A 26,676-nucleotide genomic window follows, 5' to 3' on the forward strand; every position below is an offset into this window, starting at 1 on the left:
GACCGGCTGATGGGGTGGTCCGGGCTGATCACGATGGGGCTCGGCGTCGCTCGGGTCGGGCGGCCTCCGCCAGCCGGGCGACCGTCGGCCGGCCCAGGACCTCGGCGGCCGAGACGGCGCCACCGGTCTCCCGGCCGACCCGCCCGGCGAGCCGCAGGGCCTGCAGGGGGCGGGCTCCCAGCCAGGCCAGGTCGTCGGACCTTCCCACCGCGTCCACGCCGAGCACCTCGGCGAAGCCGGACGCGAGCCGTTCCTCGACGGGGCCGGCCGGCGGCCGGTACCTCTCGCCGGCGCCGGCGATGTCGAGGCTTCGGAGCCGCCGCCGGTCGAGCTTTCCGTTGGGCAGCAGCGGGGGTTCCGCCAGGGCGATGAACGTGGTGGGCACCATCGCCTCGGGAACCCGTCCGCGCAGGTGGTCCCGGAGGTCGGCGACCGCGTCCTCGTCCTGGGACGGTGGACTGCCGGCCCAGGACACGAACGCGGTCAGCGTCATGCCGTCCGACGCCTCTCCGGCCCCGTCCCGGTGGGGGACGACGGCGGCGTGCCGGACTCGCGGATGGTCGGCCAGCGCCGCCTCCACCTCGCCCGGCTCGGTCCGCACACCGCGGACCTTGACCTGGTCGTCGGTGCGGTGGAGGAACTCCAGTTCGCCACCGGGCAGTCGCCGGGCGCGGTCCCCGGTGCGGTACAGCCGATCTCCGGGCCGGCCGGACAGGTGGTCCGGCACGAACCGTTCGGCGGTCTCGCCCGCGCGGCCCCGGTAGCCCCACGCCAGCTGGGCGCCGCCGATGAAGAGCTCGCCCGGTGTTCCGTCGGGGACCGGTTCGCCCAGCTCGTCCAGCAGGTACAGCCGCACGCCCGTGACCGGGCGCCCGATCGGCACGGTCGTCCCCGGCGCCCCGGCCTCCGCCCGCCACCAGGTGGCATCGACGCAGGTCTCGGTCGGGCCGTAGAGGTTCAGCAGCGCGGCTCCGGTACGGCCCAGCACCGCGTCGGCCAGACGCTGCGGCAGCGCCTCACCACCGCAGCACAACAGCCGCAGGTCCGGGCACCGGGTGAGCGCGGCGCCCTCGGCCAGCACGGCGAGCAGGCTCGGCACCACTTGCAGGACGGTGACGGCATGCTCCGCGAGGACCGTTTCCAGGGCGGCGATGTCGCGGTCGGCCCCCAAGGGGACGGTGACGACGGCCGCTCCGCAGCTCAGCGGGGCGAAGAGCTCCCACAGCGCGGCGTCGAAGGCGACCGGCGTCCGCTGCGCCACCCGGTCGCCGGGCCGCAGCCCGAAGGCCTCCACCGCCCACCGCACCTGCTCCACCACGGCGCGGTGCGGCATCACGACGCCCTTGGGACGGCCGGTGGAGCCGGAGGTGTAGAGCACGTAGGCGGGGGACTCGGTCGGCGACCGGTCCAGCGAGGACCGCCGCCCCCCGGGGTCGCCGCCCCCCCGGTCAAGGAGCTCCCGCCGGTCAAGGAGCATCGCGGGTCCGGCGAAGTCAAGCCGGTCCGCGACGTCCGAGCGGGTTAGCAGCAGGTCGGCGCCGGCGTCGCCGAGCGCGAACTCGCAGCGGCGCCGCGGATACCGGACGTCCAGGGGGAGGAACGCGCAGCCCGCGGCCAGCACCGCGACCAGCGCGACGACCAGGTCGGCCCCGGGTGGCACGTGCACTCCGACCAGGCCCTGCGGCGCGACGCCGGCCGTTCGGATCCGGTCGGCCAGTACGGTGGCCCGTTCGTACAGCTCGGCGTAGCCGATCACGGTGTCGCCGTCGATGACCGCGGGCGCGTCCGGAGTCCGGGCCGCCTGCCGGGCGATGAGTCCGTGCAGCGTGACCGCGTCCTCGGCGGCCGCGGACGAGGGAGGCGTCGCCTCGGCGGGCCGGATGGACACCGGACCGGCGGGCACGGAACCGAGCAGCGGGGCACTGGACCGGGGATCGCGTTCCGCGTCGGCGGTGATCTCGGTCAGCGCCCGCAGGTAGTAGCCGAGGATCTCGCCGGGGTCGCCGCCGGGCCGGAACAGCCGCAGGGTCACGCCTCCGGCGTCGGCGGCGTCCTCCACGGTGAGGGTCAAGGGCGCGACGGGAGAGTCGGTGATGGTCCGCTCGACCGGGCCCAGCGACTCGGCGGACGGTCGAGCGGTGGCCGGCATCTCGCAGTACTCGAACAGGGCGCCCGGGACCGAGCCCGTCTCGACGAGTTCGGCCACGGGGAAGAGCCGGTAAGGCCGGTGGGCCGCCAATGCCGCGTTCGTCCGTGCCACGAGCGAGGCCCAGGTCGGGACGTCGCAGGACATCGAGACCGGGAGCAGGGAGCGGAAGTCCCCCAGTGCCTCTTCGCCGACGCCCGCGGGCCCGCGCACGTCATCCAGCAGCCATGCCCCGGCCGTTCCGGTGCCGGCGATCAGGGCGAGCACGCGCAGGTACGCGGCCAGCAGTACCGCGTCCTGGGAGGTGCCCAGCATCAGGGCGGTGTGCCGCAGCCGCGAGACCAGATCGGAGGGCAAGGCCGCCACCGCTGGAGCGCCGCGCGCGACCGTCGCGTCAAGTGTTCGCCAGGCCAGGCCGTCCGGGGCCTGCTCCAGCGTTCGCTGCCAGTACTCGGTCGCCTCGCCGGTGACGGCGCCCCACTCCGCTGCGATCATGTCGCGCATCCCGGTCACCGGCGGCGCGTCCTCGGATCGCCGGCCGTGGAGCTCTTCCTCGTAACCGCGAAGCAGCTCGGTGGTGAGCAGCGCACCGCTGCGCCTGTCGAGCAGCGGCCCGGCGAGCCGGAGCGAGACCGCCACCCGGCCATCGGATGATCGCCGCACGGCGCAGGACGAGGAAGCGGGCATGCCGAGCGGGCCGGTCGGCAGTTCGGCGGCCTCGCCGCCTTCGGCGGATGTCCAAAGCAGGTCGGTGAGGGCGAGCTCGTCCGAGGCGCTAGCCGGGGCCGGACGCACCAGGTGCACCGGTCCTCCGGACGGCGGCAGGTCGACCGTGCCGCGCAACACTGGATGGCGCCTGACCAGGCCCGCGAGCGCGCGGACGAGCGCGGGCAGGTCGCACGGACCGTCGAACGCGACGCTCACTTCGCCGGCCCGGCCGGGATCGGCCAGCAGCGCCGCCTGCTGCCAGGCGGTGAGCGGAAAGACGTCCTCGACCCGGTTCGGTCCCGCGCCGGTCGCGTCGCGGTCGGTCAGCGGCCCTTGCGTCATCATCACGGTCCTCCCTTCTGCTCGCCGCACCCTCAGCCCTGGCCCTGCAGGGCTCGCAGCCGGCTCAAGCTCGAGGTGTCCAAGGCCTGCCGCACCTGTGCGGGCACGTCCACCGCACCGTCCGCGGCGGCGAAGACCGGGCCGTCCGGCTCGGCCGCCAGGCGCCGCACCAGGTCCAGGTACTCGTCGGCGAACTGGCGCACGTAGGCCGGTTCGAACAGATCGGCCGAGTAGTGGAACATGCAGTGGACGCCGTCCTGGTGTTCGTAGAGTTCGGCGACCATGTCGAAGCGGGCCACTTCGTGATCGGTCTCGAACAGGGTGGCCTCCACCTCCCCGAACCGCAGCGGCGCGAACGGCGCGTTCTGGAAGTTGAACGCCACCTGCACCAGCGGGAGGCGGTCCGTGGCGCGATCCGGACCGAGCTCCCCGACCAGCCGCTCGAACGGCAGGTCCTCATGGGCGAGGGCGCCCAGGTGCACCCGCCGGACATGGTGCACGAGCCCGCGGAACGTCGGTTCTCCGGAAAGGTCGAGACGCTCCGGGAGGGTGTTGACGAAGAACCCGACGAGGTTCTCCAGGTCCGGATGCGAGCGGCCCGCCACCGGCACCCCGATGACGAAGTCGCGCCGGCCGGCGCGGCGGGCGACCAGGACGGCGAACGCCGCGAACAGGACCATGAACAGCGTGCCGCCCTCTTGGCGGGCCAGTTCGCGCACGGTCCGGAGGACGTCGGGCGTGAGGTCGACATCGAACCGGCCGCCCTTGTAGGAGCGTTCCGCCGGCCGCGGCCGGCCGGGCTGGAGTTCGAGCATCTCCGGCGCGTCCCTGAGCGCCTCGGTCCAGTACCCCAGGAGTTCGTCGAGGGGCTCGCCGGTGAGCCGCCCGCGCTGCCACGTCGCGAAGTCGGCGTACTGCGCCGTCAGCGGCGGGAGCGCGGCCGCACGCCCGGTGGCGCATGCCTGGTAGAGCTCGCCCAGATCGCGGAAGAGCACGCCGGTCGACCAGCCGTCGATCGCCACGTGATGCAGGCAGATGCCGATCACGTGGTCGTCCTCGGCCAGCCGGACGACCCGGACCTTGAACAGCGGAGCGGCCGACAGGTCGAAGCGCTGGGCGCTGTCCTCCTCCAGCATCGCGCGCGCTCCGCGCTCGGCCTCCGGCAGCGGAAGCGACGAGAGGTCGCTGACGGCGAGCGGCGTCTCCACCGACCCGTGCACGACCTGGACCGGACGCCCGTCCATCTCGCCGAGACAGGTCCGCAGCACCTCGTGCCGCTCCATCAGGGCGGTGAGCGCGGCCCGGAACGCCGGCACGTCCACCGGCCCGCGCAGCCGGCAGGGCAGCAGGATGTTGTCGTGGCGCGCCGCCCCGCCGAGCCGGTCCAGGATCCACAGGCGCTCCTGGGCGAAGGACGCGGGAACCGGCCCGGTCTGCTCGCGCTTCGGGATCGCCCGCTCCGGCTCCAGCGTGTCCCCGGAGCGCATCGCCGCCATCACGGCGCGGGCCGTGCCGATCACCGTGGGGTCGCCGAACAGGTCGTTGAGGGTGAAGTCCACGCCCAGGGCCGAGCGGATCCGCGACACCAGCTTGATCGCGAGGAGCGAGTGACCGCCGAGGTCGAAGAAGTCCTCGTCCAGGGCGGGGGCTCTGTCGAAGACCTGTGCCCAGATGCCCGTCAGGACCTCGGCCGTCACGGCGGTCGGCGACGCCACGGGGACGGCCTCCGGCGCGGCGTCCGCTTCCGGCGCCGGCAGGGCGGCCAGGTCCGGTTGCCCGTCCCGGGCCGTCGGCATGGCGGTGAGCGGTACGAACGTCGCCGGCACCAGCCGGGCCGGCAGCCGGAGCGCGAGGAATGCCTCCAGCTCCGAGGCGTCCGGCATGCCGTGCGCGGAGTCGCCGGCCGGCACGACGTACGCGGTGAGCCGTTGTTCGCCGGAGGGCCCTGCCGCAACGGTCACCGCCGCGTCCCGCACGCCCGGATGCCCGGCCAGCGCCGCCTCCGCCGCCCAGTGCCGGGCGCCCGACTTCGTCGCGGGCACGGGGGCGTCGGCGTCGGCCGCGGACGGCAGCACCCGCGGATGGCCGCGGCGGCGCGCCGCGACCGGCGCCGCGACGAGTTCCCCCGTCCCGGCGTGCCAGAACGAACTCTGCGGCACCGGATGGGGGAACCGGTATTCCTCCACCAGATCCGCGCCCGTCACTTGCGTGAGCTCAAGCCGCGACGCCGTCGGCAGCGGGCCCGGCACGAAGACGAGGCGCAGGGAACGGCACCGTCCGAGAACGGGTGCCACGGCGGGTGAGCCTGGGACGACGGCCACGGTGACCTCGTTCTCGACGAGGCTCTCTTCGAGGACGGCCGGGGACGCCCCGGCGGACGGCCGGGCCGCGGGCGGCGCGAGAACCAGCGCCGCGCCGGAGGACATCGTCCAGAAGATGTCGCGCACCGACTCCGCCGAACCGGGCGGGCGCAGGTGCGCGACGCGATCGCCGGCGGACACCGGGAAGTGTTCGCCCATCCAGTGCAGCAGTTCTGCCAGCGCGTCGTACCTGATCGAGGTGGTCGCCGCCCCCTGCGCGTCATGCTCCGACACCGCCCAGCGCGTCCCGGAGGGGGCGTCCGAACCGTCCTCCGCAGGGGTGCTCCGGGAATCGGACCCCGCGCCCGGCTGCCCGGCGCGAGGCTCGGTGCCCAGACGCAGGAGGTGCAGATCGTCACCCACCGTCAGCCGGTCGGTCGCGGCCAGCCGGTCCGCGAGGGAGCCGTCGCAGAGCGCCACCGCGGCACCGGTCGCGGCCATCGCGGCACTGATCCGCTCGTCGCCGTCATCCGGGTCCAGCGGAAGGATCGTGCCACCGGCCTTGACCACGGCCAGCAGACTCACCGGCAGCGCCGGGGACGGGCCCAGCACGACGGCGACGGTGCCGGCCCCGGAGCGGCGCAGCTCACCGGCGACGCGTTCGGCTCGGCGATCCAGTTCCCCGTACGTCAGTGTGAGATCGCCACAGACGACCGCCGGCGCATCCGGAGTGCGCAGGCACTGGTCGGTCAGCCGGTCAAGAGACCAGCCAGACGCCGCGACGGCGCCCGCGTCGTCCGCCGCCGGCCGCCCGTCGGGTTCCGGCCATCCCGGCAGCTCACCGACGCGGCGCTCGGGATCGGTGGCGGCGATGGTGAGGATCTCCACCACCAGGTCGCGGACGCGCTCGACCGTGCCCCGCCCGAAGCGCGCCGGATCGTAGCCGAGGACCATCCGCAGCCGCCCCTGGTCGGGCACGGCCGTCAGGTGCAGGGGGTAGTGCGGCTGCTGGATGACCCGCAGGTCGGCGACCTTGACCGTCCCCCCATCGGTCCAGCTCGGCCGCACCGGATAGTTGATGTAGACGACCAGGCTCTCGAACAGCGCGCTGCCGCGCGGTACCTCGCTCCACCGCTGGACGTGCGCCAGCGGGCTGTAGTCGTACTCGCGGCCGTCGGCCAGCTGCGCCTGGAGCCCGGTCAGCCAGTCGGCGAGCGAGACGTCTCCGGCGACCCGGGCCCGGACGGGGAGGACGTTGATGAACAACCCGACCATGTCGTCCACACCGGCGAACTCGGGTGGACGGCCGGAGACCACCGAGCCGAAGACGACGTCCTCCCGCCGGCTGTACCGGCTGAGCGTCAACGCCCACGCCGCCTGCACCACGGTGCCCAGCGTCAGCCGCCGGGTCCGGGCCAGAGCCTCCAGCCCCGCGAACACCTCCGTGGGCACGGTCGCGTGGACCTCGTCGAACTCCGGCCCGTTCCCGGCCGGGGGGTCGACGGCCCCTTCGCCGATCGGAGTGGGTGAGGTGAATCCGGCGAGGCGGTCGCGCCAGAAGCGCTCGGCCTTCCCGAGGTCCTGCCGCTGGGTCCACGCGACGTACTCCCAGAACGGTCGCGGGATCCGCCGCTCGGGCAGCCGTCCGGCGGCGAGTTCCCGGTACCAGCCGAACACGTCGTCGAGGACGAGATAGGTCGACCATCCGTCGAGCAGGAGATGGTGATAGGACCAGATCAGCCACCACGCGTCATCGGCGACCCGGATCACGGCCAGGCGCATCAGCGGAGCCCGCCCGAGTTCGAACGGGCGGGTCCGGTCCTCGGCGAGCATGGTCTCCAGCCGCTGCTCGATCTCCTCGGCGGGCGTGCCCCGCCAGTCCGACTCCCGCCACTCGGGATCCGCGTCACGGCTCACCACCTGCACCGGCAGGTCCAGCCGCTCGTAGTGGAACGAGGTGCGCAGGATCGGGTGCCTGCGGAGGACGGCGCGCCAGGACTCCCGCAGAAGCGACGGGCTGAGGGCGCCCTCCAGCCGGAGGCAGAGCTGATAGATCGTCTCGCCGGAGTCCTGCTTGCGCAGCGCCTCGAAGAACATCCCGTCCTGCAACGGCGTCAGCCGGCAGATCCGTTCGATTTGGTCGGGGCGCATCTGTAACCACCTTCGAGGGACTGTGAAGCCAAGTGGCGATCGACCGGTACGTAGGCCCGCGGGCCGCCGGACTCAGCCGGCGACCGGTTCGGGCGCGGGTTCCACCGTGGGCCGGCAGTCGGCCAGGCTGACCTGCTCGCCCATCGCGACGAGGATCTTCCGGTCGCCGCGGAAGGCCTCGCGGCCATGGCAGGACAGGATGTTGTCGACCAGCAGCAGATCGCCCGCCCGCCACGACTCCCGGCGCTGGGCGCCGTCGTAGGCGGCGTTCAGCGCGGCGACGTCCTCGGCGTCGATGGGGCTGCCGTCCCCGTAGAACGTGTCGAAGGGAAGCCCGTCCGGTCCGTAGCTGCTCAGGAGCACGTCCCGGACGTCGGGGTCGAGCGAGTGCCGGCTCCAGAAGGCGATGTGGTTGAACCACACCTCCTCGCCCGTCACCGGATGGTGGATGGTCGTCGCCCGCCGCTGCGTCGTCGCCAGACCGTCGTCGGGCAGCCACCTGATCCCGATGGAGCTGCGACGGCAGTAGTCCTCCACCGCGGCGCGGTCGGACGTTCCGAAGGCGGTCGGCCACGGCAAGGAGACATGCTCGCGGTAGTTGCGCGCGAGCACCCACCCCAGCCGCCGGAAGCGGTCGGCCAGCTCCGCCGGGATCCTCGCGAGCACCTCCCGGGTGTCGGCCACGGTGGTGGCCCCGCCCTCCTCCGGTGCCACCAGGCAGCCGAAGAGCAGGACCCCGGGGAAGTCCAGGGTGTAGCTGTTCTCGTTGTGCAGCCGGATCACCTGCGCGCTGGGCAGGTCGGTGGACGACAGCACCCCCTCCCCGTAGTCGCTGCGCGGCGTCGCCTTCTCCCGGTAGCTCACCCTCTGGTCGAGCAGGACGTCGCGCGCCCCGGCGAAGTCGTGCACACTCGCGATGGGCAGGCCCCGGACCAGCAGGCATCCGTACCGGGCCAGCGCCGCACTGAACGCGCCGCGCCGCTCGGTCAGCCATGCGCGGGCGTCCTCCATGGACGAGGTCCCGTCCGCCCGGGCGATCGGCGGCCCGGACTCTCCGACGGACAGGCCCAGTTCGGCGATGGCCCGGTCGTTCACCGTCACGTCCATCAGTCCTCCCCCGGTCCGAACGCCGCCGGACCGATCGGCCCCGACGGCGAGCATTCCACCATCCGCCGCGGCTCCCCCATGGCGACCAGGACCCGGCGGTCCCCGGTGAACGGTTCACGCCCGTGGCTGCACAGGAGGTTGTCCACCAGCACCAGATCGCCCCGCCGCCAGCTCTCGCGGACCATCACCTCGTCGAAGGCCCGGTTGATGACGGCCACGTCCGCGGGGTCGATCGGCGAACCGTCGCCGTAGTAGGTGTTCTGCGGCAGCCCGTCCGCACCGCACGCGGCCACCAGGATCTCCCTGGTCTCGGGATCGTGGGTCCACTCGTTGAACACCGCGACGTGGTTGAACCAGCTCTCCTCGCCCGTCACCGGATGCCGGAGCGTGGCCGAGCGGACCCCGCTGGTGCGCAGCCGGTCGCCCGGCAGCCACTCGTAGCTCAGCTCGTTCTGGTCGCAGTACGATTCGACGGCCGCGCGGTCCGTGGTGCCGAAGGCCTGCTGCCACGGCATTCCCACATGCTCCTGAAAATTCCGGACGATCATCCAGCCGCGACGCCTGAATCGTTCGACCAGATCTTCGGGCAGTGCGGCCAGCAGCCGGCGGGTATCGCCCAGAGTGGTGGCACCGCCCTTCGCGGGCGGAACCAGGCAGCAGAACAGCACGATTCCCGGGAACACGACGCTGTAGCTGTCCTCGCAGTGCAACCGGATTCGCTGCACCGGCGGCAGATCGGTCGCCGAGAAGATTCCGTTCCCGTAGCCGGTTCGCGGGGTCGTCTCCTCCCTGGGCACTTCCAGGTGGTCTTCGAGGAGCACATCCCGCGCCGCGGCGAAATGCTCAGGCGACTCGATCGGCAGTCCGCGGATCATCAGGCTTCCATGGCGGCGCAACTCGGCGAGGATCTCCGCCCGGTTGTCCGCCAACCAGGCCGCCGCCGAAGCCGCGTCGGCGACGCCGTCCACCGGCATCAGGCGCGGCTTCCCGCCGGCCGCCGCGTCCGCGCCGGTGGACGACACCCGTCCGGCGTGACTGGCCATCGGTCACCCTCCGATCGTCCCGGTCGACGCGACGGCCCGCTTCCCCGCCACGAACCGGGTGATGGCCTCGACGCTCTGGAAGTTCGCGATGTCCAGATCGTCGCCGGCGACCGCGATATCGAAGGTGCGCTCGACCCAGGTGAGGATCTGCACCGCGAACAAAGAGCTGACGTAGCCGGTGGCGAAGATGTCGACGTCGTCGGCGATCGACGCTCCCCCGGTGTGCCGGGACACGAATTCCCGCACCGTGGCGAGCACCCGCTCGTCGTCGGGTCCCCGCAGGTCCCCGCCGAGTTCACCGTCCATGTGTCCCTGTCCTCCTCCACGTTGGTACGAGCCGGCGTCAGTCGTGGTCATAGACGTGGAAACCCCGTCCGGTCTTCCGCCCGAGCAGACCGGCGTCCACATACCTGCGCAGCAGCGGGCACGGCCGGTACTTCGGGTCCTTGAACTCGTCCAGCAAGACCTCGAGCGAATAGAGGACGGTGTCGAGGCCGATGAGGTCGGCGGTCTCCATGGGCCCCATCCGGTGCCCGAAGCATTTCTTGAAGAGCCGGTCGATGTCCGTGGGCGAGGACACCTGCTCGTGCAGCAGGAAGATCGCCTCGTTGATCGTGAGCATGAGCACGCGGTTGGTCACGAAGCCCGAGGAGTCGCCCACGAGGATGGTGTCCTTGCCGATGTCGGCCAGCAGCCGCCGGGACACCTCGAGGGTCGCGTCGCTCGTGTGGAAGCCACGGATGATCTCCACGAGGGGCATGACCGGCACCGGGTTCATGAAATGGTTGCCGATCACCTTGTCCGGTCGGCTCGTGCGACCCGCGAGCCTGGTGATGGGAATCGCCGAGGTGTTGACCGCGAGGACGCACTCCGGCGCGCAGACGCGGTCCAGATCGCGGTAGAGGTCCTTCTTGACGTCCCACTTCTCGGTCACGTTCTCCACCACGTAGCCGACGTCGCGAAGGTCGCCCAGCTCGGTGGACGGCGTGATCAGGGCGAGGATCTCGTCGGCCGTGCGCGTCGGGGCGCGGCCGACCACCACGGGCAGCAGCCGGGCGTTCCCCGCGATCGTCTCCCTCGCGGTCTTCAGCGCCTCCTCGGAGGTGTCGACCAGGACGACGGGGTACCCCGCCTCGGCGAAGGCATGGGCGACCCCGGTGCCGATGGTGCCGGCGCCGACGACTCCGACCGCGTTGATCATCGATCGACTCCCCTATCGTGCGGGCGGCCGCGTTCGCCGCCGAGGAACTCTTCCGGCCAGCCGCTCTCGTCGAGCCCGTGCTGGCAGACGAAGGCGTAGGCCAGCCGCTCCAGCCCGAACCCCACGCACCCGGTCCAGATCGGTCCGCGGTCGCGGCCGGTGATGTCGAACGCCGTCCCGAAGTGCTGCTCGTGGAAGTTGAACGAGCCGACGGCGACCGTGGCGTCCGGGGCGATGTCCAGCCGCAGCTCGTACTTCAGTTCGAGCAGCCGCTGCGCGGAGACGCGCTCCGCGCCGTCCGCGGCGCAGAAGAACGGGTCCGTGGCCACCTCGCAGCGTCCGGAGAGGCCGAACCGCTCCACCAGCTCGACGGCCCGTCGCAGGAAGCGTTGCCGGCCGTCCAGGACCCGGTCGCGCTCCCCCATGAACACGATCTCCCGGATCGTGAAGTCCCACAGCCGCTCCAGCGAGGCGTGGTAGCGGCCCTCGTACCGGAACGACTTTCCGCGGGCGGTGACCACCGTGGACGGCGACGGCAGCCGCTTCCCCGCGTACTGGTGGAAGGTGTGGTAGCACATGGTCGGAGGCAGGCAGTAGTCCGCGTTGCGGCAGTGGGCGAGCATCGCCTCGCCGACGTCTCCATCGCCTTCGTCCCGCTCGGTGAACTCCCGGTAGACGTCCAGGTCGCCCCGCAGCCGGGTGGCGAGCATGACGTGCTGGGGGAACGCGGAGAAGTACCCGCTGCGTTGCAGGGCCCCGGTCGGAACGAGCGTGGGATAGCGGAACTCGGTGGCGCCGAGCTCGGCGACGGCGATCTCCCGCAGCATGCCGTCGAACCGATCCATGATCGTCAGGATGGGCTCGCCGACCGCGACCTGGCCCTCGCCCGCCTCGAAGGCCGCCCCCCGATCCGCCAGCGCCTCGAAGACGCCGGGCCGCGTGTCCGCCGTGCGCGCCGAGCGCCAGATCACCTTGGGGGGACGGGTCAGCTGGCCGAGGACGTCCGCGCCGACCATGTGCCGGAGCTTGCGGGCGAGCTCCGCGGCCGGCTCGGCCGCGCCGGTCCGCAGCGCCACCGCGTCCACGGCGTCGTCCGTACCGCGCAGCAGCCGGAAGCCCACGATGCTCTCGGAGACGAAGAAGATCCGTCTGGCCAGCTCGGCGGCGAGTCCGGCGGGGACCGGACGCGGCAGCCGGATCGTGTGCTCGGTCGTGCTCGCTCCGGGCCGGCCGTGCGTGCTCGGCCGCGTGCTCATGGCGCACCCGGCAGGCCGAGCAGGCTCGCGATGATCGACCGCTGGATCTGCGACGTACCGCCGTAGATCGTGCCGGCGAGCGCGTCGCGCACCTCCCGTTCGATCCCGCCCTCGGTGAGGTAGCCGCGCGCGCCGTGGAGCTGGACCGCCTCCAGGGCGGTTTGGAGCAGACCCTCGCTGACGACGAGCTTGAGGATCGACGACTCCAGCATGGCCAGCCGCCCCTCCCGCTTCAGCCAGCCGAACTTGTACAGCGTCAACTGCGCGAGTTCGAGACGTATTCGCATGTCGGCCAGCGTGTGGGACACGGCCTGGAATGACCCGATCGGCCGGTCGAACTGTTCACGTTTCGCGGCGTGCTCGACACATGTCTCCAGCAGCCGCCGCATTGTCCCGACGCCACTGGCGAAGAGGAAACCGCGTTCCCACTCGATCGTCGACGTGAATATCTGGTACCCGGCGCCCTCCCGGCCCAGCAGTTGATCCGCGTCGAGCCGGACGTCCGAGAATTGGATCTCCCCCATGGGGGCACCGCGCAGACCGGCCTTTTCCAGCTCGCGCGTGACCCGCACTCCGGGCGCGTCGGCGGGCACCAGGAACGCCGACAGCGCGCGCTCGGAGCCCTCCGATTCACTGGTCCTCGCGAACGTGACGAAGAGGTCCGCGCACGAGCCGTTGCTGATGAAGGTCTTGGTTCCGTTCAGCACCCAGCCCGAGCCGTCCCGGTGCGCGGTGGCGGCCAGCGCCAGCATGTCCGAACCCGCCTGCGGCTCGGTCAGGGCGTGCGCGCCGACGACCGCTCCCCTGCACAGTTCCGGCAGCCAGCGGGCCTTCTGCCGCTCGGTGCCGTGCTTGACCAGGTAGATCGCGCAGGCCCAGACATGATTGTTGATCGCGAAGAGCAGGCCGTTGTTCGAGCATCCGTAGCCGAGCGCCTCGAAGGCCAGCGCCGAGGTGAGCGGATCGAACCCGGAACCGCCGTGCTCGCGGGGCACAGGCCAGCCCAGTGCCCCGAACTCGGCGGCCTTCCGCCAGCCTTCGGTGTCGAGGCTCCCCGACCTGTCGGATTCGTCGGTGCGTCCGCCCAACTCCTGGCGTGCAAAACGAACTGTTTCTGCGCACAGCTCTCGCTGTCTCGGGCTTATCGCAAAATCCACGCAGTACCTCCTGAGGGCATGGGCGGCGATCGGCACATGGCGAACGATGCCGCGCATGTGCCGCCGGGCGACCCACATGCAGAGCATGTCCGTCACCGCGTCCCAAGGCATGTCACGCAAACGCGGGACTTGCCCGCCCGCCGCGCCTGAGGCATCTGTTGAAGCGGCCGTAGGCGTGCACTCCAGAACTGATGAGCGCCTTCACTAAGGAGAAAACGTGCTGTTGCGGATGGCTACCCCGGCAGATCTCGGCGGGCTGCTGGACATATACGACAGCACCCTGAGATGGCTGGCCGGGCGCGGCATCGACCAATGGCAGGAGCCCCGCCTGGAACCCGAGATGATGAAGGCGGCCATCCTGGCGTCCATCCACCACCGGCAGACCTGGTGCGCGATCGACGAACGCGGGCGACCGGCCGGCATGGTGACGATCAAGCCGCGCACGCAGCCCGGCCTCTGGCTGCCGGAGGAGGAGGCCGAACCCCATCGATACATTTACCTGTCGCTTGTATCCCGGGAGCACGCCGGCACCGGGCTCGGAGCCGACCTGGTGGACTGGGCCGCCTCCCGGGCCGCCAGGGAGGGAGCGCACTGGATCCGCGGTGACGCGTGGACCGGCAACACGCCCCTGACGGACTACTACCTGCGGCAGGGATGGGAACTGGTGCGGGTCGTCCACCGGCCGGACCAGCCGTCGGGTGTGCTGCTCCAGCGGCGCGCCAAGGTCCGCGAGACCCCGCGCCTGGTCGAGGTGACCGAGACGTGAGCGAGGGCGGGAGTGCGGCGCGGTCCGGGATGGCCGCCGGCATCGTTTCGGTGAACGGCTACGTCCCGCAGCGAATCGTGAACAACGACGAGATCGCGGCGTGGTCGGGAGCGGCACCGGAGTGGATCGTGCGCAAGACCGGCATCCTCGAACGCCGCTACGCACCCGCCGGCACACCGACGTCGAGGTTGGCGGTCAACGCGGCACGCCCGCTTCTCGACGACGAGCGGACCAGGAGCGACATCGGTCTGGTCATCGTCGCCACTTCCACACCTGATCGGCCGCAACCGTCCACCGCCGTGCTGGTGCAGGAGGAACTCGGGCTGGCCTACGTTCCCGCGTTCGACGTCAACGCCGTCTGCTCGGGCTTCCTCTACGCGCTCACCATCGCCGAGGCGTTCGTCGCCGCTCGCCCCGGGCTCCGGCTGGCGCTGGTCATCGGCGCCGACAAGTATTCCGCGGTGGTGGACAGGACCGATCGGCGCACGGTCAGCCTCTTCGGTGACGGCGCCGGGGCGGCACTGGTCGGCAGGGTGCCGGAAGGCTACGGCATGGCCGGATCATTCTTGCTGGCGGACGGGGCGGGAGCCGCGCACGTCCAGATCAGGGGCGGGGGCACCGACAGGCCGCTCACCCCCGATCGGCTGGCGGACGGGGAGCACCTCTTCAGGATGGACGGACGCGCCGTCCGCGAATGGGCGCTGGAGTTCGTACCGAAAGTGGTCCGCCGGACACTGGAGGAAGCCCGCGTCTCCTTGAGTGAAATCGACAGAATCGTGTTCCACCAGGGGAACGTCCGCCTCGTCGAGGAGCTGGCCGCGGCGATGGGCCTCGATCGCGAGAAGCTCGCGCTCACGGCGCCGCGCTACGGCAACACCGCTGCCGCGTCCATACCGATCACGCTCGCGGCGGAACACGCCAGGCGGCCGCTGCGGCGGGGCGAGCGGGTGCTGCTCGCCTCCATCGGCGGGGGAATGACCGCCGGGTCCGTGGTCCTCACCTGGTACTGACCACGGTGGGCCCGCGGCCGCCCGGCCCGGAGAGAAGACCGTCTCGCCAACGCTCGAAGGGCGGAGAGATGACCCCGTTTCCTACCGTGCCCGAGGCCGCCGACATCCGCATCCCCGTGCACCCGTCACTGATCGTTGAGGACCGTACTGGCGACCGTTACGTCCTGGTCGCCTCCGTCTTCAAGCCGGACCTGTCGCTCTGGGTGTACGAACTTCACCGCGACGACAAGGGCGTCGTCCACATGTCCAGCCTCGCCGGCTGGCGCATCACCGGCGAGGCCGTTAATGACGAGGTTCCCCGGACCGGCTGATACCGGCGCCGATGCCGATGCCGCGACTTCGCCGAGCCAGGGACGTCCATCGCGCAGCGAAGCGGTCATTTCGGGCCCGCTACAACCGATTTTTTAGCGGCGACAGTATTTTGGACCGTTCTAATACCTTCTGAACAGGCGCGATCAGTCCATCGCACGGTCATGCCCTGCTCGCCGGACTGTCAAGGGACCACCCGGCCCGCCAGTCGAGCATTTCGGCACGCGACCGGCCTCAGGACGACTCGGCCGACAATATAGGAACGATCCAAAATGGCGTCCATTCCCGCCGTTTCATGCTCTGTCATGCCCGTGAGCTGCGAAGAAAAGAAACGGCGGACCGGCCTCGTGCACCGGGCGGGACGTCCAGTGAACGTTCCCTCCGCTAAGGCCGATCCGCCGCTCCTGTGCGCCCCTGCCGACGGGTGACTAGTCCGCCGCAATGAAGAGGGGCTTACACGCTTGACAGAATAACACTTTCGATGAAGCGATCATCCTGTTAGCATCCGATTGAAACTCAAAGAAGAGCCTGTTCCGGCTCTCTCAGCGAGTTGCACTGTCAGCTAGGTGCAACCAGGGAGAGCCGGGCGGACACCCGGGACTTCCTGGTGCACCGTGCACCGAAAGGGGAGTCCCCCAAATGGGCTTCACCAAAGGAAACGGGGCCGCCAAGCTGGGTGAACCCAGCGAAGCCGCTCCGCCGCAGGGCAGGCTCGCCTTCCTCGTGATGGCGGCGCTGGTGGTCGGCGAGATAGGCGTCGTCCTCCAGCTCTTCTTCAACACCATCAAGGAGGAGGGGCCCATCATGACCTCCTTCCTGCAGACCCTCATCGGCACTGCGGTGCTGTGGGTCTGGGTCAGGCCGGCTTTCAGGGCCGGATGGCCGGTGTGGTGGAGGGCGCTCGCCATCGGCGGATCGAGCGTCATCAGCCTCGTCGCAGCGCGGGCGGCCATGACACTCGTCCCCTACGGGACGATCACGTGTCTGGCGTTCGTCTTCGGCGCCATGGCCGCCATGACCTTCAGGATCATCCGCGCCAAGCGGAAGTGGGCGCTCGTGTGGCCGCTCTTCGCCGCCGCGTCCGTGTTCCTGCTGGTCGACGGCCTGGGGTCGGGCGACCTCGTGGGCTTCGGGCTCATCGGACTGGTGGCTTTCGCCTACCACGTCTACGCAACGGTGACGTCCGGCCTCAAGCGGGAGGAAGTCAACACGGTGGCGACCTTGGCAAGGCTGCCCACCATGATCCTCCTCACGGGGATGCTCTTCTCCGCCGAGGCGCCCGGAGCGCTGCTCCACGTCAGCACGGAGGCCTGGGTCATCTGCTCGATCTCGGGCACCCTGGGCACCGTCGCCCTGCTGATGATCAACGCGGCGTGGAAGCGTGGCCTGACGGTCACGACCCACGCCGGTGTCATGCCCGTGGACAACGGGCTGGCGATGGTCGACGGCATGCTCGCCGGCCAATTCCCGACCCTGGCCAACTGGGCAGGGGCCGGGCTGGTCATCGCCGCGGAAGTGGGCGTCACGCGCGCCCGGATCCCGGACGGGGACAAGCCGTCGAAGTTCTCGACCTGGCTCGACGGCCTTCCCCCCAGGATCGCCCGCCTGATGCAGATGTGCGTCAGGTACGTCCGGAGCACCAGGCTCGTCCGCCTGGTCCTGACGTACGTCGCGCGCGTCCGGAGCAAGGAGAAGCCTGAGGGCTGATCCCGGCACCTGCGGCGGGGAGGACCCATCCTCCCCGCCGTACTCCTTTCTATGCGCGGAACTTCCGGCCGGCGGGCCGACCACGCCGACCGACGCGTGACCCGCCGCCCCGATCGTCCCCCTGCTCTGCGAGCGTCACCGGCACTCTTGACGCGAAAGTACTCGCTGATGCAAAGTACTTTCCAAGCGCGACGTGCTGGAGGGGTCATCATGGATCCACAGTCCCCCGACCGGATACTCGACGAGGTGGCCAGGCTGCGGCGGCTCACCCGTGCCCGTGCGCGCGGGGCGGCGGTCCCGCTGATGATCTTCGGCCTGCTGACCCTGGCCTCGATCCCCCTGTACTCCCACCCCTTCCACGCGATGGAGACGCTGCCGGACGGCGGCGGCGCGAGCAGACCCGGTTCGGCGAGCGGCTATGCGGGGCTGGGCGGGTTCGACCGATCGGGAGCCCTCTCGATCGCGTTCTGGCTGATCACAGGGCCACTGAGCTACCTGGCATGCGCCTGGTGGTACCGGCGGCGGGCCGCCCGCGTCGGCCTCGCCGTGCGTTGGCGCCCATGGGCGTACGCGGGCGCGGCGCTGTTCGCCGTGTTCCTACTCGCCGTATTCGCTCAGGACCATGGCGCACAGGATGCGTCTCCGCCCCTCGGAGAGACTTTCGTGGCGAGTGCCGTGGTCAGTCCTCTGCTGGCGATCGCGGTCGGGTTGCTGGTCCTGGCCAAGGTGGAGCGGAGCCCGGGGGTCGCGGTCTGCGGCCTCGTGTACGGGGGGCTGTGCGTCATCATGAACGGCTACGGCCTCGGCCAGATCCCGCCTTGGCTCGCGCCCCCGCAGGGCGGCATGATCGATGGAATGCTCAACCCGGCACAGAACCTGATCCTGCTGGCCGCCGTCCTGCTGGTCGGCGCGCTGGTCGTCCAGCTGCGGGCGTGGGCGCGGCTGCGTTCGGCCAGCGCCGCGGCCCCGGTCCGGGCATGAGGGAGACCAGCGGGCGGCCAGGGGCACCGCACCCCACGCAAGGCCTCAACGACACCGTCCACCATCGCACCCGTCTCGGCATCATGACGGTGCTGCACGAGGTCGACCGTGCCGAGTTCGGATATCTGCGCGACACCCTGAACCTCACCGACGGCAATCTGTCCCGGCATCTGCGGACGCTGGACGAGGCCGGCTATATCGAGATTCACAAGGGCTATCACGGACGCCGTCCCCGGACCTGGCTCAGTCTGACCCCGAAGGGGTCACGTGCGCTGGCAGAGGAGTTGGCCGCCCTGCGCGATCTGGTCGCCCGCCTCGACGGGGTCGCGGACCCCGCGGAGGCGGCCGAAGGCGAATGATGTGGTCGGCCTCGCGAAAACCGCGGCCGTCACGGCCGTGACGACGGCGAGTTCGGCTCAGGCGTTCACACGAAGGGATTCCTGGGCCGATCAGTTGAAGCAGTCTTGGTCCTTGAGGTTCAGCGCCATCATCGTGACGTGGCCGCGTTCCACCTCGAACTGGTACGACGCACGGTGGTCGCGGGGCGCGGTGACGCCCCAGAAGCCGTGGACGTCGCGCCGGACGCCGGGATAGGCGCGCTTGACCTCGGAGAGCGTGGAGCCGACGTGCACGCCGCGCGGAGTGCGGGTGCGGCGGGGTGGCTGGATCATCGCGACCCCGTACTTCTTGGAGACGTAGACCGACAGGTCGTCGCGGCCCGTGGGGTGGCCCTCCAGGTCGAAACCATCGCACCACCGTCCGCTGAACTTGCGGACCAGCATCCCGGTGCGAAGAGCGGCCCGCTCGGAACTGCCGATTCTCAGAGCACCGTAACCCTGGGAAGTGAGCTGGACGGGTTCGACGGCGGTGAAGGCAAGGCTGGAGGCGGCGGCCGCGCCGCCCAGAGCCATGGTGAAGACGCGCAAGTGCTCTCCCTTTTCCCGAGTGTTTCCAGTGGCGTCACGGTCGCCTTCCTTCTGCCCGCAGAGTGTTCACCTCAATACGGATCGTGACAGTGGTGGGTGTGCCGACCGGTGAGTGCTTACTGGCCGGACAAGCGGTAGAGCATGACGCCGACGATGCGGTGGCGCGGGACGTATCCGTAATGCCGGGAGTCCCAGCTCACCGGACGGTTGTCGCCGAGCACGACGAGCGTGTGCGGCGGGACCGGTGCGCCGCCGATCCGCGCGACGTCGGGGTCGGCCCAGCCCGCGGGCACATGGTCGCCGGGGACGGCCACCGTTCGTTTGAGCAGCAGCGTGGTCCGGGGCCGGTCGTCGGGACGCAGAAGGATCACCTGGCCGCGTCTGACCCGCCGGGTCCGGCGCACCAGGATGCGGTCGCCCGAGCGCAGGGCGGGTTCCATGCTCGTCCCGTCCACGGTGGTCAGCAGGAGGCCGCGCCGGGCCGCGAGGACCAGCAGCCCGGCCGCGGTGAGCGCCCCGGCGGCGAGGACGGGGCGGATCACGTGACCTCCTGGTAGCCGGACGCCTGGAGCCGGAAGAGGCGGGCGTAACCGCCGTCGGCGGCCATCAGCGCCGCGTGCGTGCCCTGCTCGACGATCCGCCCCTCCCGCAGGACCACGATGCGGTCGGCGTCGCGGACGGCGCTCAGCCGGTGCGAGATGAGCAGGCTGGCGCGGTCCCGGCGGTGCTCGCGCATCCGCGCGTGCACCTCGTGCTCGGCCTCGGGATCCAGGCCCGCGCCGGGCTCGTCGAGGATCATCAGGTCCCGGCCCTCGCGGACCAGCGCCCGGGCCAGCGCGACCCGCTTCCACTGCCCGCCGGACAGCACCACGCCGGTCACCTCGTCCGCCTCGCCGAGCGCGAACATGCGGGTGAGCGCCGTGTCGTAGCCGCGGGGCAGGGCGGCCAGCCGGTCGTGGACGCCGGCGAGGGCGGCCGCGGCCTCCACCCGGCCCGGCTCGCCCAGGGACGCAAGATCGCCCAGGGCGATGTTGTCGCGGGCGGTCATCTCGTAGTTCATGTGGTCCTGGAACACCGCGCTTATGCGGGTGCGAAGCGCTTCGGGCGGGATGTCGCGCAGGTCCACGCCGTCCCAGAGGATCTGCCCGCGGGTCGGGTCGTACATCCGGCACAGCAGCTTGACCAGCGTGCTCTTGCCGGCGCCGTTCAGGCCGACGAGCGCGACGGCGTCGCCGTGAGGGATCGTCAGGTCGAGTCCGCGCAGCACCCAGGGGTGGCCTTCGCCGTAGCGGAACCACACGTCGCGCACTTCGATCCCGCGGCGCAGCGGCGGCGCGTCCGCGCCTTCCGCGCGAGGGAGGTCGGATTCGGCGCCGACGACCGCGACGTAGTGGGCGAACGACAGCAGCCGCGCCTGGCCGCCGGACACCGCCGTGATGAGCCCCGCGAGCGCGGCCTGCACGCCTGCCGCGGCGGCCAGGAACATGGTGACGTCCCCGGCGCTGAGCGCGCCGTCGCGGGCCGCGCCGATCGCCCACCAGAGACCGGCGCCGGTCACCGCGGCGCTGACCGTGGTCAGCCCGCCCTGGGTGCGCAGCTCGCGCAGGTCCATGCGGCGGGTGGCCCGGTCGGCGTCCCGCCGCTCGCGCATCATGCGGAGACGCAGGAACGCACCGATCCCGAACAGCCGGATCTCCGTGGCGGCGGCCGTGCCGGTGAGCAGCTGCCCGTAGAAGAACTCGCGACGGTGGTACCGCTCGATGCTCCACTCCATGGCGGAGCGCCGACGGGTGAGCAGGACCTCCGCGACGAGGGCCGGCAACGCGGCGGCGAGCACCAGGCCGGTCATCACCGGGCTCAGAAGCGCGAGGGAGGTGAGGAAGCCGGCCAGCGACAAAAGCCCGCCGAGCCCCCCGCCGAAGCCGTCCACGATCTCCGGTAGGCGCTGGACGGCCTGCTGCGCGAGCCGGAGCCGGTCCTGGAAGGCCGGGTCCTCGAAGGCGCGCAGGCCCACCTGGCGTTCGGCGGCGGCGAACAGCCGGTCGGTGCCGGCCGCCCCGGCCGCCCTGCCGATCTGGGCTCGCGCGTACTGGGCGGCGAGCGGCAGGAACGCGGCCGCCGTCCCCGCCGCGACCAGTCCGAGCGCCAGGCCCGCGACCGGGCCGTGCGCCCCGGTCAGGCGGTCGATGACGAGTTTGGTGAGCCAGGCCGTGGCGACGGGCGTCGCGGCCGTCACCACGGTGAGGGCCAGGAAGAGCGGAACCCGCACGGGGGCGGCCCGTCCGATCAGGACCATGGCCGCGGCCGCCGAGGCGCGCAGCTCGCGCGGCCCGATGCGCCGGTCCGGCGCCGGGGCGTCGGACACGCTCAGCCCCGGCCGGCCGGCACCGGGAGCCGGTCGATCCGAGTGCCGGTCGCGGCGATCCGCCCGTCCTCCCCGACCACGTAGAGGGCGGGAGTCCACTCGTTCCGGAACGCGCGGGCCATCGGGCCGCCGTCGAGGTCGGCGAGCACCACCCTGGCGACGGGCGTCAGGGCCGCCACCGACGCCGGGTCGTCACCGCCGACCACCGCGAGGACGTTCTCCCTGCCCAGGTCGCGAGCCCGTTCGACGAAGGACGGCAGGAGATCATGGCATGCCTCGCAGTCGGCGGAGAAGAACCCGACGACGCCGGTCACGTCATGGTGCGTCACCGGGTCGCCGTCGCCGGTCACCGCCGCGAACTCGCCCACGGGGTCGCCGGGCCGCAGGGCGAAGAGCCCGTCGTCGCGGCCTGTGGACCGCAGCGCGTCCGCCCGCATCCGGCGCAGGATGCCGACCGTCAGCAGCAGGTTCAGCAGGCACAGCACACCGAGCAGCACGACGGCCGCCGCAAGATATGGCATCAGGAATCCCTAGCGAAGATCGGACCATGTCGCCGGACGACGACCGGGATCGCCGCCGGACCTCTCGCCCGCCGGGCGGCGGCGCGGCCGCACCGCCGCCCGGGTCGGATCAGCAGCTGCTGCGGATCTTGGTCCAGCTGCAGCCCGAGTCCACGCAGCAGAACCGGTACCAGTAACCGGGGTGCCCGTTGGCGTTGCAGAAGTAGTTGCCGCTGCACGCCGATCCGGTGGCCTTCGGGACGATGCGCTCAAGCGCACGGTCGATGAGACGACTCATCGCATCTCCTTTTCGTCATGGCCAGAGAACTCCCGGAAGGAACAAATCACCACCTGACCGTGCGCGCGCTGAAATCTGCGGCCGGTGCCATTTGTTCTCCGGTTGATTCCCCGGCGCGGGGCTGGGCCAAGTATCACCCCCGGCACCGCGAACCCCGCAACCCCCGGCGAACCACATGATGATCTTTGTGTGATCCTGCTGAACGCCGCCGCCGCAATGATCAACAACTCCAGAGTTTGCCGTTCCACGGCGCCCGTCGGATGGCGGGCGACGCCGGGGCTCAGACCTCGTAGAGCTTCCATGCGGGAAGACGTCGAGCGGTGACGCCCTCGGCGGGACTGAGGAGATCACGGCGTCGCAGCATGAGGCGCAGATGCCGGGCGGCGTCGGCACCCGCCGGTGGGCCCGGGTCCAGGATGACGGGAATCTCCTCGTCGGCCGTCCGAACCATCGCGTCGGCCGGGTGGCCGTTGACGATGGCCCCGAGATCCACCTCTGAGCCCGGGCTCTGATTCGACAGGAATCTGAAGAGCCGCGCTTGGAGGTCTTCCAGGCCCTGCCCGCCCTCGGCGGTGAACTCGCCGGAGGCCGCGGCCCGCAGGTCTGCCGCAAGGCCGCGCCGGCCTTCCCAGAGTGCCGCGTCGCCGACCACGATCAGGTGCGAACGGGCCCGCGTGATCGCGACGTTCCACAAGTTGAGCTGGCGCTGTATCCAGCGGATCGTACCCGGGCGCATGCCCTCACCGGCCACCAACGAGAAGATCATGACGTCGCGCTCACCTCCCTGGAAGGTGTGCACCGTGCCGACGCGCACCCGGCCGTCGACGGCTCCCCATCGCCGCTGCACCATCTCGGCCTGCGCCTTGAACGGCGTGACCACTCCGACGGTGGCGTCGCCGGGCAACTTCTCCAGGAGGTAGCGGACCGATTCAAGAACTTTCTCGATCTCTACCGGATTGATCCATGAGGTGCCGGACTTTCGCGCCTGCCCCTGGACGTCCGACCAGAGGATGGCAGGACGTGCGGGCAGGGCGGGACGGCCGCGGATATCGGTCAGGACGTTCAGGTTCCCGTCGTAGAAGCGCTCGTTGACGAAGGCGGCGATCTGCGGGTGGCACCGGAAGTGCTCGTCGAGCAGAAGTCCGCTTCCCAGGGATCGTTCGGCCGCATGGAAGGCCGAATAGCGCCGAAATCCGAGACGGTATTTCTCCAGCCATTCGGGTCGCAAGCCGTGCTCGCGCCGGAGAACGGCTTCACGCTCCGCGTTGAGCCGGGACACGTGGGGCAACTGCATGACGTCACCGATGACCAGCGCCCGGCGGGCGCGGAAAAGCAGCGGCAGGATGTGCGGGATCGCGCACTGGCTCGCCTCATCGATGATCACGAGGTCGAACAGCGCCGGCTCCGGTGGGAAGCGGCGTGCGGACAGGCTGGTCACCGCCCAGCCGCGCACGGCCGTGAGCGCGTTCTTCACAGCGCGCCAGTCGCTGCCGTCGCCGTTCTGGGCCCGTATCAGTTCGGTGATGAGATGGCGGTGGTGCCTGGCGGACGAACGCACCGTGACTTCCAGAAGCGCGGCGGCCGTCTCCTCGACTTCACGTTGGGCGGTAGCGAGGAGCGTGGCGAGGGCTTCGTCGTCCGGCCCGCCCACGGCCTGGGGCAGCACGCTCTGCCAGGCGGCGTCGGCATGCTCGAAACGGGCGAGCGCGCGGCAGGTGGCCGCGGTCCCCGAGGAGTCGACTCGCAATCCCAGACGGCGCAGCAGTCGCTTGCGCCGCCATTCGCCCAGCAGTTTGGCGTCGGCGGCACGTTCGGCCCTGCGAGCGACTGCTTCCGGTCCGTCATGGTCTCGGAGGAGTCCGAGGAGTTCGGCCACCGTTGCTTCGAGTTCGGCGGCGTGCGCATCGCGGGCCTCCCCCGCCTCCCGGAGGGCCCGCTCCGTCGACGCGACGCGGTCGAGTTCCAGCCGGGCCGCCCGCAGCCGGTCGCCGGCGATGTCGAGCCGGGCCTGGGCGGTTTGGGGGTTCGACGCGGGCGGCTCAACGGTCCTCAGGTAGTCGAGCGCGGCGGCCTCGGCTTCCCGGTAGCCACGCGAGCCCGTGCGGACGACACTGCCCGGCGACAGCCGCTCGCATCGTCCGCACACCTCGTCCACGGCCTGGTTGTTGGTGGAGGCGACCAGGACCTTCTCTCCGGCGGCCTCGGCCGTGGCGACCAGGTTGGCGACGAGTTGACTCTTCCCCGTGCCGGGCGGACCGGTCGCCACGGTGAGGCGGTGGGACATCGCCGAGCGCAGGATCTCCGCCTGCGACTCGTTGGCCGGCAGAGGAGTGACGAGCCGCACGTCCTGTGGTCGATGACCGGGGGCGGGCAGCGCGCGCTCCGCCGGTTCCGGAGACAGTGCGGCGAGCGCCGTGACCTTGATCTGCCCGGCGTGCCGCTCGATGTGCTCGAGGTCCTTGAGGAGCTTTGCCGTGGCGCCGGGATTCCGGGCAACGGCGTAGAGCACGGCGGAGTTGCGTGCCCCGCTCACCGGGGTGTCGACTTCGATCCGATCGCAGAGCCGGTCAGGCTCGATCTTCTGGACGGCGGGCAGCGCGTATTCGTCGCGCAACAGGTGGACGATGTCGACGGCCATCCGGTCGTGCTGCCCTGCATGCCACGTCGGCTGGTAGGACTCGGCGAGGGCGGCGGCGTCGTCCTCGCCGAGCCGTTCGGCGGCCAGACCCGGGTGCGGAATCACGGGGCCGTACGGCCGCAGCCGTATCTCCCCGTCCACGTGGACGGGCTCGACCGCGCGCACGAGCAACGGCGCGAGGTTGGAGGCGGCTCCACCGTTGCGCGCCCCGTGCGTCACCACCGCCGGGTAGCCCGCCCAGAGTTCGCTCTCCTGCTCGATGGCCTGCTGGACGAACTTCTCCGCATCCGGGGGCGTGGAGATGCCGTGATCATCGTCAAGGACTCCGGCCAGCAGACGCTCAGAGCCCGAGAGGCAGACGTACGTCTTTCCATGGTCACTGACGGACATGGCTTCAGGGACGCTCCCGTCCGCCATGACGCAGTCCCGGTAGTAGGCCAGCAGGCTGGACCAGGTGGGTTGTGCCGCGGCTTTGGAGTATCCCGCTCCGGTGCCGGGCGACCATGTCGCCGTTTCCGTAAGGGGTCCACGAGACAAGGGCACCAGCTGCGGCGCCGGACCCTGGGGACAGTTGGCGATGATGATCCGGTCGTCGACTCCGAGGGACGACGCGACGGGTATCTGGTCGGAGCCGTCGCCCCTCATCCGCCGGTTGACGTAGTGGAAGAGGTCCACGACCGAGACCTCTCCGCTGCCGTCCTTGCCCGCCCGTCCAGTACGCAGGGCCTCAACGATCTGTCCGGTGAAGACCGAGGGGGTCACCTCGTCGCCGGCCGGCACCGGTGCGTAAGAGTCCTGGCCCGCCCGGGACGAGGAGAGCACATACACACCACGGCTGCTGAGGAGTGGCTCCTCGCCGGATTTGGCCGTACCGGGCCGCTGCCCATCAGTGGTGCGCAGCCCCACCGCGAAGCCCCCGCTTCGGCAGCAGTCGATCATCACGACCTTCTGCGGGGCGACGCACACCTCCAGCAGTTCGTTGACGAATCCCGCGCCCACCGCCGTCTCGGCGATGCGGTCGAAGTCGGTGTCCTTGGCGATGAAATGGAACTCGCCGCCGGACTGGACGAGACGGGTGCCGTGGCCCGAGACGTACAGCAGCGCGAACTCGTCCTCCTCGCAGCCGTCGAGGAACTCGGCGATCTCGTGACGCATGTCGTCGGCGGTGAGATCGGCCACTGGCCGGACCGCCGGGAACGCTCCGATGCCGCGGTGCTGGAGGACCTGTTGGAGTTGCCAGAGATCCGCACGAACGGACGGCAGAGGAGCGAACCTCCCGTCGTCATACGTCTCGGTGCCGATCAGCAGCGCCTTGCGTCGCTTCGGTCGGCTCACTCTGGACGGTTCCCGCCGTCGATCCTGTCGAGGAACTCGCCGATGATCCGTTCCTGCGCTTGGTCCGGGCGGCCGGTGATGGTGATGGAGTCATCACCGCAGGAGACTTCGATCTTCCGATGACGCTCCCGGGCACTCCATTCCCGGATCAGCGTGACCAGGACCTTCGTCGTCTGCGCCCCGGACGCGGCGACGGTCGCCCACAGGGCCAGCTCACCCGTGAGGACGCCCTTGCTGCCGGGGATGGGCGAAGTGGGCGGGCCGGCGTACCCGGCGTCGACTCCGTCGATGTTCAGCAGTTCGCCGTGCAGTTCGCGGGTGAGCCGTTCCTGCCGGAGCGTGTCATCGCCCGCCAGTACCCGCAGCCGCCACTCCTGCTGGTCCATCCAGTGCACTCCCTTGTGCCGCTCCGGAAAGTCCGATCAGGAGC

At 71.0% G+C, this 26,676-nt stretch carries 21 protein-coding genes; 6 read left to right on the forward strand and 15 right to left on the reverse strand.

The window, feature by feature from the left end; translation table 11 throughout:
* Positions 1 to 28 precede the first annotated feature (28 nt).
* The 8 genes from AB0C84_RS19870 to AB0C84_RS19905 all read right to left on the reverse strand — a co-directional run bounded on the left by AB0C84_RS19870 (position 29) and on the right by AB0C84_RS19905 (position 13,498).
* On the reverse strand, positions 29 to 3,199 hold the full coding sequence (locus tag AB0C84_RS19870; RefSeq protein ID WP_361068137.1) for an amino acid adenylation domain-containing protein: 3,171 nt from the start codon (positions 3,197 to 3,199) through the stop codon (positions 29 to 31).
* A 29-nt stretch (positions 3,200 to 3,228) separates the two neighbouring features.
* Positions 3,229 to 7,647: a condensation domain-containing protein gene (locus AB0C84_RS19875; RefSeq protein WP_361068140.1), complete on the reverse strand. Its 4,419-nt coding sequence runs from the start codon at positions 7,645 to 7,647 to the stop codon at positions 3,229 to 3,231.
* 72 nt (positions 7,648 to 7,719) lie between these two features.
* Positions 7,720 to 8,754, reverse strand: a complete 1,035-nt coding sequence (locus AB0C84_RS19880; protein ID WP_361068143.1) for a TauD/TfdA family dioxygenase — start codon at positions 8,752 to 8,754, stop codon at positions 7,720 to 7,722.
* Positions 8,754 to 9,797 carry a TauD/TfdA family dioxygenase gene (locus AB0C84_RS19885; RefSeq protein ID WP_361068146.1) on the reverse strand — a complete coding sequence of 348 codons (1,044 nt, stop codon included), beginning with the start codon at positions 9,795 to 9,797 and terminating at the stop codon, positions 8,754 to 8,756. Before AB0C84_RS19885 ends, AB0C84_RS19880 begins: the two co-directional genes overlap by 1 nt.
* Before the next feature lie 3 nt (positions 9,798 to 9,800).
* On the reverse strand, positions 9,801 to 10,103 hold the full coding sequence (locus tag AB0C84_RS19890) for a phosphopantetheine-binding protein (protein ID WP_361068149.1): 303 nt from the start codon (positions 10,101 to 10,103) through the stop codon (positions 9,801 to 9,803).
* A gap of 37 nt (positions 10,104 to 10,140) precedes the next feature.
* The gene (locus AB0C84_RS19895; protein WP_361068152.1) at positions 10,141 to 10,998 is read right to left on the reverse strand and encodes a 3-hydroxyacyl-CoA dehydrogenase NAD-binding domain-containing protein; all 858 of its coding nucleotides are present in this window, start codon (positions 10,996 to 10,998) and stop codon (positions 10,141 to 10,143) included.
* Entirely contained in the window at positions 10,995 to 12,254 is a 1,260-nt protein-coding gene (locus tag AB0C84_RS19900; RefSeq protein WP_361068155.1) for a hypothetical protein, read from the reverse strand. The genes AB0C84_RS19895 and AB0C84_RS19900 overlap by 4 nt, the downstream gene beginning before the upstream one ends.
* Positions 12,251 to 13,498 (reverse strand): acyl-CoA dehydrogenase family protein, encoded by a 1,248-nt coding sequence (locus AB0C84_RS19905; protein WP_361068327.1) that lies wholly within the window; start codon positions 13,496 to 13,498, stop codon positions 12,251 to 12,253. Before AB0C84_RS19905 ends, AB0C84_RS19900 begins: the two co-directional genes overlap by 4 nt.
* Before the next feature lie 130 nt (positions 13,499 to 13,628).
* Between AB0C84_RS19905 and AB0C84_RS19910 the strand changes: the two genes are divergently transcribed.
* From AB0C84_RS19910 to AB0C84_RS19935, 6 genes are all read left to right on the forward strand, one after another.
* Complete coding sequence (locus AB0C84_RS19910) at positions 13,629 to 14,177, forward strand: GNAT family N-acetyltransferase (RefSeq protein WP_361068158.1); 549 nt, start codon at positions 13,629 to 13,631, stop codon at positions 14,175 to 14,177.
* Positions 14,174 to 15,187 (forward strand): ketoacyl-ACP synthase III, encoded by a 1,014-nt coding sequence (locus AB0C84_RS19915; RefSeq protein WP_361068161.1) that lies wholly within the window; start codon positions 14,174 to 14,176, stop codon positions 15,185 to 15,187. The genes AB0C84_RS19910 and AB0C84_RS19915 overlap by 4 nt, the downstream gene beginning before the upstream one ends.
* 68 nt (positions 15,188 to 15,255) lie before the next feature.
* Positions 15,256 to 15,498: a hypothetical protein gene (locus AB0C84_RS19920; RefSeq protein WP_361068164.1), complete on the forward strand. Its 243-nt coding sequence runs from the start codon at positions 15,256 to 15,258 to the stop codon at positions 15,496 to 15,498.
* A gap of 637 nt (positions 15,499 to 16,135) precedes the next feature.
* Positions 16,136 to 17,203, forward strand: a complete 1,068-nt coding sequence (locus AB0C84_RS19925; protein WP_361068167.1) for a hypothetical protein — start codon at positions 16,136 to 16,138, stop codon at positions 17,201 to 17,203.
* Between the two features lie 210 nt (positions 17,204 to 17,413).
* Positions 17,414 to 18,184 carry a hypothetical protein gene (locus tag AB0C84_RS19930; RefSeq protein WP_361068170.1) on the forward strand — a complete coding sequence of 257 codons (771 nt, stop codon included), beginning with the start codon at positions 17,414 to 17,416 and terminating at the stop codon, positions 18,182 to 18,184.
* Positions 18,181 to 18,543, forward strand: coding sequence for a transcriptional regulator (locus AB0C84_RS19935; RefSeq protein WP_361068173.1), 363 nt, complete (start codon positions 18,181 to 18,183; stop codon positions 18,541 to 18,543). The genes AB0C84_RS19930 and AB0C84_RS19935 overlap by 4 nt, the downstream gene beginning before the upstream one ends.
* 90 nt (positions 18,544 to 18,633) lie before the next feature.
* On the opposite strand, the gene AB0C84_RS19940 is transcribed toward AB0C84_RS19935, so the two are convergent.
* From AB0C84_RS19940 to AB0C84_RS19970, 7 genes are all read right to left on the reverse strand, one after another.
* Complete coding sequence (locus AB0C84_RS19940; RefSeq protein WP_361068176.1) at positions 18,634 to 19,110, reverse strand: hypothetical protein; 477 nt, start codon at positions 19,108 to 19,110, stop codon at positions 18,634 to 18,636.
* A gap of 116 nt (positions 19,111 to 19,226) precedes the next feature.
* The gene (locus AB0C84_RS19945; protein WP_361068179.1) at positions 19,227 to 19,652 is read right to left on the reverse strand and encodes a S26 family signal peptidase; all 426 of its coding nucleotides are present in this window, start codon (positions 19,650 to 19,652) and stop codon (positions 19,227 to 19,229) included.
* Entirely contained in the window at positions 19,649 to 21,475 is a 1,827-nt protein-coding gene (locus tag AB0C84_RS19950) for an ABC transporter ATP-binding protein (RefSeq protein WP_361068182.1), read from the reverse strand. Before AB0C84_RS19950 ends, AB0C84_RS19945 begins: the two co-directional genes overlap by 4 nt.
* A 2-nt stretch (positions 21,476 to 21,477) precedes the next feature.
* Complete coding sequence (locus tag AB0C84_RS19955) at positions 21,478 to 21,996, reverse strand: hypothetical protein (RefSeq protein ID WP_361068185.1); 519 nt, start codon at positions 21,994 to 21,996, stop codon at positions 21,478 to 21,480.
* Positions 21,997 to 22,105: 109 nt separating this feature from the next.
* On the reverse strand, positions 22,106 to 22,273 hold the full coding sequence (locus AB0C84_RS19960; RefSeq protein ID WP_179842095.1) for a hypothetical protein: 168 nt from the start codon (positions 22,271 to 22,273) through the stop codon (positions 22,106 to 22,108).
* Positions 22,274 to 22,553: 280 nt separating this feature from the next.
* On the reverse strand, positions 22,554 to 26,246 hold the full coding sequence (locus AB0C84_RS19965; protein ID WP_361068188.1) for an AAA domain-containing protein: 3,693 nt from the start codon (positions 26,244 to 26,246) through the stop codon (positions 22,554 to 22,556).
* Positions 26,243 to 26,632, reverse strand: a complete 390-nt coding sequence (locus tag AB0C84_RS19970; RefSeq protein ID WP_361068191.1) for a hypothetical protein — start codon at positions 26,630 to 26,632, stop codon at positions 26,243 to 26,245. Before AB0C84_RS19970 ends, AB0C84_RS19965 begins: the two co-directional genes overlap by 4 nt.
* Positions 26,633 to 26,676: the final 44 nt, after the last annotated feature.

The sequence above is a fragment of the Actinomadura sp. NPDC048955 genome (assembly GCF_040649435.1).
Taxonomy (GTDB): domain Bacteria; phylum Actinomycetota; class Actinomycetes; order Streptosporangiales; family Streptosporangiaceae; genus Spirillospora; species Spirillospora luteofluorescens.

Bases quoted from the DNA above. Each gene is read 5' to 3' on its own strand.
- AB0C84_RS19880 (WP_361068143.1), bottom strand. From the start codon at position 8,754: ATGGACGTGACGGTGAACGACCGGGCCATCGCCGAACTGGGCCTGTCC.
- AB0C84_RS19935 (WP_361068173.1), top strand. From the start codon at position 18,181: ATGAGGGAGACCAGCGGGCGGCCAGGGGCACCGCACCCCACGCAAGGC.
- AB0C84_RS19955 (WP_361068185.1), bottom strand. From the start codon at position 21,996: ATGCCATATCTTGCGGCGGCCGTCGTGCTGCTCGGTGTGCTGTGCCTG.
- AB0C84_RS19895 (WP_361068152.1), bottom strand. From the start codon at position 10,998: ATGATCAACGCGGTCGGAGTCGTCGGCGCCGGCACCATCGGCACCGGG.
- AB0C84_RS19900 (WP_361068155.1), bottom strand. From the start codon at position 12,254: ATGAGCACGCGGCCGAGCACGCACGGCCGGCCCGGAGCGAGCACGACC.
- AB0C84_RS19890 (WP_361068149.1), bottom strand. From the start codon at position 10,103: ATGGACGGTGAACTCGGCGGGGACCTGCGGGGACCCGACGACGAGCGG.
- AB0C84_RS19870 (WP_361068137.1), bottom strand. From the start codon at position 3,199: ATGATGACGCAAGGGCCGCTGACCGACCGCGACGCGACCGGCGCGGGA.
- AB0C84_RS19885 (WP_361068146.1), bottom strand. From the start codon at position 9,797: ATGGCCAGTCACGCCGGACGGGTGTCGTCCACCGGCGCGGACGCGGCG.
- AB0C84_RS19925 (WP_361068167.1), top strand. From the start codon at position 16,136: ATGGGCTTCACCAAAGGAAACGGGGCCGCCAAGCTGGGTGAACCCAGC.
- AB0C84_RS19930 (WP_361068170.1), top strand. From the start codon at position 17,414: ATGGATCCACAGTCCCCCGACCGGATACTCGACGAGGTGGCCAGGCTG.
- AB0C84_RS19875 (WP_361068140.1), bottom strand. From the start codon at position 7,647: ATGCGCCCCGACCAAATCGAACGGATCTGCCGGCTGACGCCGTTGCAG.
- AB0C84_RS19960 (WP_179842095.1), bottom strand. From the start codon at position 22,273: ATGAGTCGTCTCATCGACCGTGCGCTTGAGCGCATCGTCCCGAAGGCC.
- AB0C84_RS19905 (WP_361068327.1), bottom strand. From the start codon at position 13,498: ATGCTCTGCATGTGGGTCGCCCGGCGGCACATGCGCGGCATCGTTCGC.
- AB0C84_RS19920 (WP_361068164.1), top strand. From the start codon at position 15,256: ATGACCCCGTTTCCTACCGTGCCCGAGGCCGCCGACATCCGCATCCCC.
- AB0C84_RS19970 (WP_361068191.1), bottom strand. From the start codon at position 26,632: ATGGACCAGCAGGAGTGGCGGCTGCGGGTACTGGCGGGCGATGACACG.